Origin of the sequence: Photorhabdus viridis (assembly GCF_040256935.1) — a bacterium.
GTDB lineage: Bacteria > Pseudomonadota > Gammaproteobacteria > Enterobacterales > Enterobacteriaceae > Photorhabdus > Photorhabdus viridis.
The window spans coordinates 1-253 of the sequence record NZ_JBEJZY010000415.1 but is presented as its reverse complement, the minus strand read 5'-3'; the positions used below and the strand labels follow the sequence as shown (position 1 = coordinate 253).

General features: G+C 62.5%; 1 protein-coding gene. It reads right to left on the bottom strand.

Annotation, left to right across the window (positions count from 1 at the left end; all coding sequences use genetic code 11):
• Positions 1–252, bottom strand: a 252-nt coding sequence (gene tnpB, locus ABR397_RS23975) for an IS66 family insertion sequence element accessory protein TnpB (protein ID WP_350307869.1), incomplete at its 3' end; no start/stop codon positions are given.
• Between the last annotated feature and the right edge of the window lies 1 nt (position 253).

The following is a 253-nucleotide window of genomic DNA, read 5'->3' as shown; positions in this document are numbered from 1 at the left end:
TTGCCAGTGAATGCCGCGGATGAGCCAGTCAAACTGGGCGGGCGTCATCACCCAGCTGCGCTCGCCCTGCTTCGGCCAGACAAAATGGGCCCGGTGCAGACGGCGGGTACAGAGCCAGACGCCGTGTCGGTCCCAGCGCAAAACCTTGAGGCGGGAGCGGGCCTTGTTGCAGAAGACAAAAGCGGCTTCTTCCTGCCAGCGTAAATTCAGTCCCTCGAGGTGTTGAGTCAGGGCATCAATGCCCCGGCGCATG